Origin of the sequence: Lactiplantibacillus xiangfangensis (assembly GCF_001438845.1) — a bacterium.
Lineage (GTDB): Bacteria > Bacillota > Bacilli > Lactobacillales > Lactobacillaceae > Lactiplantibacillus > Lactiplantibacillus xiangfangensis.
In genome coordinates this window covers 1-229 of record NZ_JQCL01000101.1, presented here as the reverse complement: position 1 = coordinate 229, position 229 = coordinate 1, and the positions used below count along the sequence as shown (strand labels likewise).

Here is a 229-nt window from a genome sequence, read left to right as displayed (position 1 = left end):
GCCGCTTATGTCAAGGCATTGCTGATGGAATCGCGTTACCGTTGATGTTTGCTGTCATACTAGATCAAGTGCCAAAGAAAAAAGTTGGCACTTTTATGGGGCTAGGTAGCTTAGTTATTGCCTTTGCACCAGCAGTGGGTCCCATATATGGTGGCATAATTCAGGACACATTCAATTGGCATTTTCTATTTATAATTTTAATACCAATTATTATGGTTACCTGGCTGCT

The 229-nt window shown here is 40.6% G+C and carries 1 protein-coding gene; it reads left to right on the top strand.

Going from position 1 to position 229, the window contains the following annotated elements; translation table 11 throughout:
- On the top strand, positions 1–229 hold a 229-nt coding region (locus IV64_RS12570; RefSeq protein ID WP_157061170.1), incomplete at both ends, for an MFS transporter.